General features: G+C 42.7%; 10 protein-coding genes. All 10 read left to right on the top strand.

Annotated elements, in window-relative coordinates; translation table 11 throughout:
- Nucleotides 1-52: 52 nt before the first annotated feature.
- The 10 genes from PNEUHYL_RS12285 (at nucleotide 53) to rplL (ending at nucleotide 9293) form a co-directional block, all read left to right on the top strand.
- The gene (locus tag PNEUHYL_RS12285) at nucleotides 53-1981 is read left to right on the top strand and encodes an ABC transporter ATP-binding protein (protein ID WP_059368654.1); all 1929 of its coding nucleotides are present in this window, start codon (nucleotides 53-55) and stop codon (nucleotides 1979-1981) included.
- Between the two features lie 2 nt (nucleotides 1982-1983).
- Nucleotides 1984-2526 (top strand): DNA topoisomerase family protein, encoded by a 543-nt coding sequence (locus tag PNEUHYL_RS12280; RefSeq protein ID WP_059368653.1) that lies wholly within the window; start codon nucleotides 1984-1986, stop codon nucleotides 2524-2526.
- A complete protein-coding gene (gene tsaC, locus PNEUHYL_RS12275) occupies nucleotides 2523-3074 on the top strand; it encodes an L-threonylcarbamoyladenylate synthase type 1 TsaC (protein WP_059368652.1) in 552 nt (183 codons plus the stop codon). The genes PNEUHYL_RS12280 and tsaC overlap by 4 nt, the downstream gene beginning before the upstream one ends.
- A 3-nt stretch (nucleotides 3075-3077) precedes the next feature.
- Complete coding sequence (gene aroE, locus PNEUHYL_RS12270; protein WP_059368651.1) at nucleotides 3078-3896, top strand: shikimate dehydrogenase; 819 nt, start codon at nucleotides 3078-3080, stop codon at nucleotides 3894-3896.
- On the top strand, nucleotides 3893-4441 hold the full coding sequence (locus PNEUHYL_RS12265; protein ID WP_059368650.1) for a DNA-3-methyladenine glycosylase I: 549 nt from the start codon (nucleotides 3893-3895) through the stop codon (nucleotides 4439-4441). Before aroE ends, PNEUHYL_RS12265 begins: the two co-directional genes overlap by 4 nt.
- Before the next feature lie 47 nt (nucleotides 4442-4488).
- Nucleotides 4489-6831 carry an LPS assembly protein LptD gene (gene lptD, locus PNEUHYL_RS12260; protein WP_059368649.1) on the top strand — a complete coding sequence of 781 codons (2343 nt, stop codon included), beginning with the start codon at nucleotides 4489-4491 and terminating at the stop codon, nucleotides 6829-6831.
- 56 nt (nucleotides 6832-6887) lie between these two features.
- Nucleotides 6888-7634, top strand: a complete 747-nt coding sequence (locus PNEUHYL_RS12255) for an MlaA family lipoprotein (RefSeq protein WP_059368648.1) — start codon at nucleotides 6888-6890, stop codon at nucleotides 7632-7634.
- Between the two features lie 64 nt (nucleotides 7635-7698).
- Complete coding sequence (locus tag PNEUHYL_RS12250; RefSeq protein ID WP_059368647.1) at nucleotides 7699-8088, top strand: RidA family protein; 390 nt, start codon at nucleotides 7699-7701, stop codon at nucleotides 8086-8088.
- A 287-nt stretch (nucleotides 8089-8375) separates the two neighbouring features.
- Nucleotides 8376-8867: a 50S ribosomal protein L10 gene (gene rplJ / locus PNEUHYL_RS12245; RefSeq protein ID WP_059368646.1), complete on the top strand. Its 492-nt coding sequence runs from the start codon at nucleotides 8376-8378 to the stop codon at nucleotides 8865-8867.
- 54 nt (nucleotides 8868-8921) lie between these two features.
- Nucleotides 8922-9293, top strand: coding sequence for a 50S ribosomal protein L7/L12 (gene rplL / locus PNEUHYL_RS12240; RefSeq protein WP_059368645.1), 372 nt, complete (start codon nucleotides 8922-8924; stop codon nucleotides 9291-9293).
- The last annotated feature ends 184 nt before the right edge of the window (nucleotides 9294-9477 follow it).

Genomic DNA, 9477 nt, shown 5'->3' with positions numbered 1-9477 from the left:
TTTTCTCACAATGTTGCAAAATAGCCAAAATTAGAGACATACCTTAGAAAAAATGATTGTATTTAGTAATATTTCCTTAAAACGCGGGCAAACGGAATTACTTGAACATGCCAGCGCAACCATTAATCCAAAACAAAAAGTCGGCTTAGTGGGAAAAAACGGTTGTGGTAAATCTTCCCTATTTGCCTTATTGAAAAAAGAACTTCAGGCGGAAGGCGGAGAGGTCACTTACCCCGCTAATTGGGCGGTATCATGGGTGAATCAGGAAACACCGGCATTGGAAATTTCTGCCTTAGATTATGTGATTCAAGGGGATCGTGAATATTGCCGTTTACAGGCAGAACTTGCTCAAGCGAATGCGCGCAATGATGGCAACGCCATTGCACATATTCATGACAGGCTGGATGCGATTAATGCTTGGACAATTCAATCCCGCGCAGAAACACTGCTGCACGGATTGGGTTTTACACAAGCTGAGACCACGCATCGTGTAAAATCTTTCTCCGGCGGTTGGCGAATGAGATTGAATTTGGCACAGGCGTTGCTTTGTCCGTCAGATTTATTATTGCTTGATGAACCCACTAACCACTTAGACTTAGATGCGGTTATTTGGCTTGAACGCTGGTTGGTGAACTATCAAGGAACGTTAGTATTGATTTCTCACGACCGTGATTTTCTTGATCCTATTGTAAATAAAATTTTGCATATAGAACATCAAAAGCTAAACGAATATACCGGGGATTATTCTTCTTTTGAAGTTCAACGAGCCACTAAACTCGCCCAACAAGCGGCAATGTATCGCCAGCAGCAACAAAAAATTGCCCATCTGCAAAGCTATATTGATCGCTTTAAAGCCAAAGCTACGAAAGCAAAACAAGCGCAAAGCCGTGTGAAAGCCTTGCAGAGAATGGAGTTAATTGCGCCGGCTTATGCGGATAATCCTTTTACATTTACTTTTCGTCCTCCCGTTTCGTTGCCCAATCCGTTGGTGATGCTTGAACAAGCCAGTGCCGGTTACGGTAAAGGGGAAAGTGCGGTTGAAATTCTGCGTAAAATTAAACTCAATCTTGTGCCGGGTTCGCGCATTGGATTGCTGGGTAAGAATGGGGCGGGAAAATCCACCTTGATTAAACTTTTGGCACAAGAGCTAACCGCACTTTCCGGTATGGTACAGCTCGCGAAAGGGGTTAAATTGGGCTACTTCGCCCAACATCAGCTTGATACTCTCCGCGCGGAAGAGTCCGCTTTGTGGCATATGCAAAAACTTGCACCGGAGCAGACAGAGCAACAACAGCGGGATTACCTCGGTAGTTTTGCTTTTCAGGGTGATAAAGTCAATCAGCCCGTTTCCTCTTTTTCCGGTGGCGAAAAAGCGCGGTTGGTTTTAGCATTGATTGTGTGGCAACGCCCGAATTTACTGTTATTGGATGAACCGACCAACCATTTGGATCTTGATATGCGCCAGGCCTTAACGGAAGCGTTGGTGGATTATGAGGGATCGTTGGTCGTGGTATCGCACGACCGCCACTTATTACGCAATACGGTGGAAGAATTTTACTTAGTCCATGATAAACAAGTCGAACCCTTTAAAGGCGATTTAGAGGATTATCAAAAATGGCTGATGGAACAAAATAGCCAATCTTCTACAAAATCAGCAGAAGAAAATACAGCGACAGAAACTGCTCATTCCAATCAAAGTCGCAAAGAACAAAAACGTCGAGAAGCCGAATTGCGCCAACAAACCGCGCCGCTTCGGAAAAAAATCACGCAGTTAGAAGACAAAATGAATACCTTGACCGAACAGCTGGCGGAAATTGAACACAGCCTAGCGGATTCCGCACTTTATCAGGTAGAAAATAAAGAAAAATTGACCGCACTTTTAGCGCAACAGGTGGAGACCAAAAAAGCCTTGGAAACCGTGGAGACGGATTGGATGGAGGCGCAAGAGACATTGGAAGAAATCGTATCAAATGCGGAGTGATTATGACCGAATCCCTTTTTCATCATACAAAACAACAAGAATACTGCCCGAAGTGCGGTTCGATTTTACAGATTAAACAGGGCAAAAAAGGGCTATTTCTTGGTTGCAGCGGCTATCCGCAATGTGATTATTTACGCCCTCTACAACGTATGGAACATAAAGTATTGAAAGAACTGGATGAGGCTTGTCCGCAATGCGCTAATCCGTTACAGTTGAAACAAGGGGCGTTCGGTATGTTTATCGGTTGCAGTAATTATCCGCAATGTGATTTTGTCGTACACGAAGAACAAAAAACGGCAGAAAAAATCGCTTGCCCGCAATGTCAAAAGGGGCATTTGGTTGCCCGCCGCGGGCGACAGGGGAAAACATTTTATGGCTGCAATGATTTTCCTCACTGCAAATTTTCTTTGCCGGCTAAGCCCTATGAAATGCCTTGCCCGCAATGCAATTTTCCTCTTGCCTTATTAAAAAGTGAAAATGAAACGGGGCAACAAATGCAATGTGCGAATAAAACTTGCCGCCATATTTTTGAGATTTCCAAATGACTTTACAACAAATTGTCGCCCGTTTATTACAAGATCAAGTTGTCGCTTATCCCACCGAGGCCGTATTTGGGTTGGGGTGTAACCCGTTCAGTGAAAGTGCGGTCAAAAAATTACTCGATTTAAAACAACGTCCTATGGAAAAAGGATTAATTTTGATTGCACCGAGTTTGACATTTTTACAGCCCTTTATTGATCTTGCAGGGGTGACGGAAACACAAATGGAAAGGCTGACTGCCCGTTATGATCGTCCGATCACTTGGGTTGTGCCGGCAAAATCGGATGTTTCCCCCTTACTTACCGGAAAATTTAACACAATTGCGGTGCGTTTAAGTGATCATCCGGCGGTAAAAGCGTTATGCGAGGCAACAGGTTTTGCATTGATTTCAACGAGTGCAAATTTAACCGGTGCGCCTCCCTGTCGGACAGGGGAGGAGGTGCGGTCGCAATTTGGCGAGGATTTTCCTGTCTTAGATTTAGCAGTAGGCAAAGCGAAAAATCCTTCTGAGATTCGTGATTTGATGACTAACCAATTGTTTAGACAAGGATAAGATATGGATTACTATGCGGTGTGGGGCAATCCCATTTCACAAAGTTTATCGCCGTTGATTCAAGGCAAATTTGCGACAGAAACCCAACAAGCGATGAGCTATGAGGCAAAATTAGGCGATCTTGATACCTTTGAGCAACAACTTGCCACATTTTTCTCTCAGGGGGCAAAAGGCTGTAATGTAACCGCACCTTTTAAAGCCCGAGCCTATCAACTTGCCGATGAACACAGCGAGCGGGCGAGACTTGCGCAGGCTTGTAATACGCTAAAAAAATTAGCGGACGGTCTGCTTTATGCTGATAATACGGACGGCATTGGTTTAGTGACGGATTTGGAACGTTTAAATTGGATTAAACCGAATCAGCGTACTTTGATTTTAGGCGCCGGTGGCGCAACTCAAGGCGTATTATTGCCCTTATTGCAAGCCCGACAACATATCGTGCTAGCCAACCGCACTTTAGCAAAAGCGCAAGCCTTGGCAGAAAAATTTCAGCCTTACGGCGAGATTCAAGCGGTGGCGATGGAGACTATTCCTGTTCAACCTTATGATCTGATTATTAACGCAACGTCTGCAGGGTTAAGTGGAACTACCGCGCCTGTCTCGGCGGATATGATTAAATTGGGACACGCCTTTTATGATATGCAATACGCCAAAGGATCAGATACGCCATTTATTACTTTTTGTAAAAGTTTAGGCTTGGTGAATGTGAACGACGGATTTGGAATGCTGGTGGCGCAAGCGGCACATTCATTTCATTTATGGCGGGGCGAGATGCCGAATTTTGCGAAGGTTTATAGCGAACTCAAAAAGGAGATCCTATGACAAGATGTTCGTGGGCGGGCGATTTGCCGATTTACATTGCTTATCACGATAACGAATGGGGTAAGCCGGAATTTGATAGCCAAAAATTATTCGAGAAAATTTGTTTAGAAGGGCAACAAGCGGGCTTGTCGTGGATTACGGTGTTAAAAAAACGTGAGGCGTATCGGGCGGCATTTCATCAATTTGATCGCGAAAAAGTGGCAAAAATGACCGCACTTGATATTGATGCTTGTATGCAAAATACGGGGCTGATTCGCCATCGTGCTAAATTGGAAGCCATTGTTAAAAATGCCAATGCTTATTTGGCGATGGAAAAGTGCGGTGAAAATTTTAGTGATTTTATTTGGTCGTTCGTCAATCACAAACCGATTGTGAATGATGTGCCGGATTTATCCGTTATACCGACTAGAACCGATATATCCAAAGCGATGTCAAAGGCATTGAAAAAACGCGGTTTTGTATTTGTAGGTGAAACCACTTGTTATGCTTTTATGCAATCAATGGGATTAGTCAATGACCATATAAATGATTGTCGTTGTAAATGATCTTCCAGTATAATCGCTCGGATTTTATCGATAAAAAGAATTAAATTATGAATAAAAAATATACTTTAATTTCGCTTTCTATTTTGACCGCACTTTATAGCCAAACGGCTTTAGCGGATTTACGTTCGCAATGTTTGCTAGGCGTGCCAACGTTTTCCGGTGAGGTAGTGTCAGGGAATCCAAATGATTTGCCTGTCTATATTGAGGCGGATGATGCGGAAATTAATCAGCCGACAAGCGCAATTTATAAAGGAAATGCGGATCTCAAGCAGGGAAACCGTCATCTGATTGCCGATTCCGTAGAAGTGAAACAAACCGGTGAAGGCAAGGCATTGCAACGTTTCGCTTATGTGCGTGGCGGATTTGATTATAAAGACGATCAAATCAATATGTTGGGGCAAAATGCGGATTTTAATTTAGAGTCGAAAGACGGTAATGTGACGGAAGCCGATTATCAGCTAGTCGGGCGTCAAGGTCGGGGAAAAGCGCAAGAAATTGAATTGCGTAATAATACCCGTGTGATGAAAAATGCCACTTTTACGTCCTGTTTACCGAATGATAATGCGTGGGCGGTGGATGCCTCGGAGATTCGTCAGTATATTAAAGAAGAGTATGCGGAAATGTGGCACGCACGCTTTAAGGTACTTGGCGTACCGGTATTTTATACGCCATATTTGCAACTCCCTATCGGTGATCGTCGTCGTTCCGGTTTATTAATCCCAAGTGCGGGAAGTTCGAGCCGTGATGGGTATTGGTATTCCCAACCGATTTATTGGAATATCGCACCGAATTATGATGCGACCATTATCCCGAAATATATGTCGCACCGCGGTTGGCAATTAAACGGTGAGTTTCGCTATTTAACACCGGTTGGTGAGGGTAAAGTTGCCGGTGAATATTTGGCACGTGATCGCTATGATGAATACTATGGCGAGAATCGGAAACGCCATCTTTTTTATTGGAATCACAGTTCCTCTTTCCTTCAAAATTGGCGTTTGAATATTGATTATACGCGAGTAAGTGATAAACGCTATTTCACGGATTTTACGTCTGACTATGGCAGTAGCACGGATGGTTATGCCAACCAATATGCACGTATTGCTTATTACCAGCCAAATTACAATTTCGCTATTTCTGCACGCCAATTCCAAATCTTTGATGAGGTGGATATCGGGCCTTATCGTGCCATGCCGCAAATTGATTTTAACTATTATAAAAATGATTTAGCGAATGGTTGGTTAGACTTTAAGTTATTCTCACAAGCAGTACGTTTTGATAATGATAGTAGCCTTATGCCAACGGCTTGGCGTTTTCATCTTGAGCCTAGTTTAGCCACGGCAATGTCGAATAAATACGGTAGCTTGAATATTGAAACCAAACTTTATGCCACCCATTACCAACAGAAAAAAGGAAAAGGAGCCGGTGCGGAAGAGGTGGAAAGTCGGGTAAATCGGGTTATTCCACAAATTAAAGTGGATTTACAGACCGTTTTAGCACGGGATACCACATTTTTAAAAGATTATACGCAAACCTTTGAACCGCGCGTGCAGTATTTATATCGCCCGTATCGCAATCAAAGCAATATCGGCTCAAGCCGTACTAATGATTATTTAGGGTATGGCTATGATTCCTCGTTGGTTCAACAAGATTACTATTCTTTATTCCGTGATCGTCGTTATAGCGGGTTAGACCGTATTGCTTCGGCTAACCAAGTGACGCTGGGGGGAACCACCCGTTTTTATGACAGACACTCAACAGAACGTTTTAATTTCTCTGCCGGACAAACTTATCACTTAACCGATTCCCGAATTGACAGCAATCCGGCAAATAGTACGCAACGTTCTTCTTCCTCTTGGGCGTTAGAGTCAAATTGGAAACTCAATGATAACTGGAACTGGCATGGTAGCTATCAATATGATACCCAGTTAAAGAAAACCTCATTAGTCAATACCAGTATTGAATATAATCCGGAAAGAAATAATTTAATTCAGTTAAATTATCGTTATGCGAGCCAAGCTTATATCGACCAAAACTTAGGGCGATCCGCCAATGCCTATAATCAAGATATTAAACAGTTAGGCTTGGTTGCGGCTTGGGAAGTGACGGATAATTGGGCGGTGGTCGGAAAATATTATCAGGACTTAGCCTTGAAAAAACCGGTAGAACAGTATCTTGGTGTGCAGTATAACAGTTGTTGTTGGGCTGTAGGTGTCGGGGCTAGACGTCATGTTACCAGCCGCCAAAATCAAGGGCAAGATGAAGTGCTGTATGATAACAGTATCGGTGTGACCTTTGAATTACGCGGTTTAGGCACGAATGATCACCAAAGCGGTATTCAAGATATGTTGAAAAAAGGTAAGTTGCCGTATATTAAAGCGTATAGTTTATAAGCATAGGCTTGCTCTAGATTATCTTCGGAATGAGGTTTTTGCTTAAAGGATATGTTATGAAAAAACAACTAATATTGACCGCACTTTTAGGTGCGATGGTATTAACTGGCTGTGCAACCAAGCCAAATGGAGAGCGTAATGATCCAATGGAAGGGTTTAACCGTACCATGTGGGATTTTAACTACAACGTCGTGGATCGCTATGTGTTAGAACCGGCGGCAAAAGGTTGGCGTGATTATTTGCCTAAGCCGCTAACAAAAGGGCTTACTAATGTCGCGAATAATTTGGATGAGCCGGTAAGTTTTGTAAACCGTATGATTGAGGGCGAACCTAAAAAAGCCTTTGTGCATTTTAATCGTTTTTGGATTAATACCGTATTCGGTATCGGCGGTTTATTTGATTTCGCCAGTGCGAGCAAAGAATTACAAGTCTATGAACAACGCGGATTTGGTGAAACATTAGGGAGTTATGGGGTTGATGCCGGTGCCTATATGGTTCTGCCGCTTTATAATGCGACAACCCCGCGTCAATTAACCGGTGCAATTGTGGACGCTGCCTATATGTATCCGTTCTGGGAATGGGCGGTGGACGGTCCTTTTTCACTGGTTAAATATGGCGTTCAAGTGCTGGACTCCCGTGCGAAGAATTTGGATAACGCGGAATTGTTAAATCAAGCGCAAGATCCTTATGTAACTTTCCGTGAAGCTTATTTCCAAAATTTGGAATTTAAAGTCAATGACGGAAACGTAAAAGAAAGTTCACAGAAAGAACTTTCTGATGATGTGTTGAAAGAAATTGATTAATAAAAAGTGCGGTTAATTTTTACTGCATTTTTCTCTATGAAAGATAAGAAAAGGAGAACTGACTATGACAAAAATTATTCATACCGAGCAAGCCCCTGCCGCAATCGGTCCTTATGTTCAAGCGGTCGATTTAGGAAATTTGGTTTTGACTTCAGGCCAAATTCCGGTGAATCCGGCAACGGGCGAAGTGCCGGCTGATATTGTGGCACAAGCCCGTCAATCGTTAGAAAATGTAAAAGCTATCATAGAACAAGCCGGTTTAAGTGTAGCGGATATTGTAAAAACCACCGTATTCGTGAAAGATTTAAATGATTTTGCTGTGGTGAATGCGGAATATGAGCGTTTCTTTAAAGAGAATAGTCATCCGACTTTTCCAGCCCGCTCTTGTGTGGAAGTGGCACGTTTACCAAAAGATGTCGGGTTGGAAATTGAAGCCATCGCGGTAAGAAAATAATATAGGGCGCAGTTTTGGATCTTTTTTCGCCAAATAGCTTTACAAGAGAAAGGATTCACTTTATAATCCTGCACCTTTGTTATGGCTTTAGGCTATAACCTCATTTCTGGTTGGTGCTTGACCTATTCAAGCCCCGTCCAAGACCGTAGGGGAGCAATCTTAATCATCCTACGTAGATGGTGTACAGAATAAGAATTTTTCTTGCTTCTGGGCACCGAAGTCGTCCTAATCTTAGATTAGGTAAATTAATTCCGAGCAATCGGAGTGTATTCAGGAGCTAAAAGCCAATGGCATTAAATCTTCAAGACAAACAAGCAATTGTTGCTGAAGTAAATGAAGCAGCCAAAGGTGCACTTTCAGCGGTTATCGCGGATTCACGCGGTGTAACTGTTGAGAAAATGACTGAATTACGTAAAGCAGCTCGTGAATCGGGTGTAACAATGCGTGTGGTTCGTAATACTTTATTACGCCGTGCGGTTGAAGGCACAGATTACGAATGCTTAAAAGATACGTTTGTAGGTCCAACACTTATCGCGTTCTCTAATGAACACCCGGGCGCAGCTGCTCGTTTGTTCAAAGAGTTTGCTAAAGCAAACGATAAGTTTGAAATTAAAGGTGCCGCCTTTGAAGGTAAGATTCAGGATGTTGAATTCTTAGCAACATTACCAACTTACGAAGAAGCAATTGCACGTTTAATGGGCACAATGAAAGAAGCAGCGGCAGGCAAGCTTGCTCGCACTTTTGCAGCATTACGCGACAAATTACAAGAAGCAGCTTAATTTCTAAGCGTTTCTTACTTCATTTAACTTTATTTATTTTAGGAATTGATTGTTATGTCATTAACTAACGAACAAATCATTGAAGCGATTGCTTCTAAAACTGTAACTGAAATCGTTGAATTAATCGCAGCGATGGAAGAAAAATTCGGCGTATCAGCAGCGGCAGCAGTAGCGGCAGCACCAGCAGCAGGCGGTGCAGCGGCAGCTGAAGAGAAAACTGAATTTGATGTGGTACTTGCTGAAGCTGGTGCAAATAAAGTAGCAGTAATCAAAGCAGTACGTGGTGCAACCGGTTTAGGCTTAAAAGAAGCTAAAGACTTAGTTGAATCTGCACCTGCAGCGTTAAAAGAAGGCATCTCTAAAGAAGAAGCTGAAGCGCTTAAGAAAGAATTAGAAGAAGCTGGTGCAAAAGTAGAAATCAAATAATTTTTGATTCTCTTATGTCCTGTTTCTCAGGCTTAATGGCTGGTGGGTTACCATCAGCCATTTTGTGCTATCAAAATAGGCACAAAAAACAGATAATAATTTTCCGTTTAATCTTATCTGTTTCCACTCAAGTTGATTATAGACGTTTTAATTTGAGTAGCCCACTACAGAAGTAAGGTTCAGA

It is taken from the genome of Rodentibacter caecimuris, assembly GCF_001019715.1.
GTDB classification, from domain to species: Bacteria; Pseudomonadota; Gammaproteobacteria; order Enterobacterales; family Pasteurellaceae; genus Rodentibacter; species Rodentibacter caecimuris.
The sequence above is the reverse complement of the archived record's forward strand: the minus strand, read 5'-3'. Positions and strand labels throughout refer to the sequence as shown.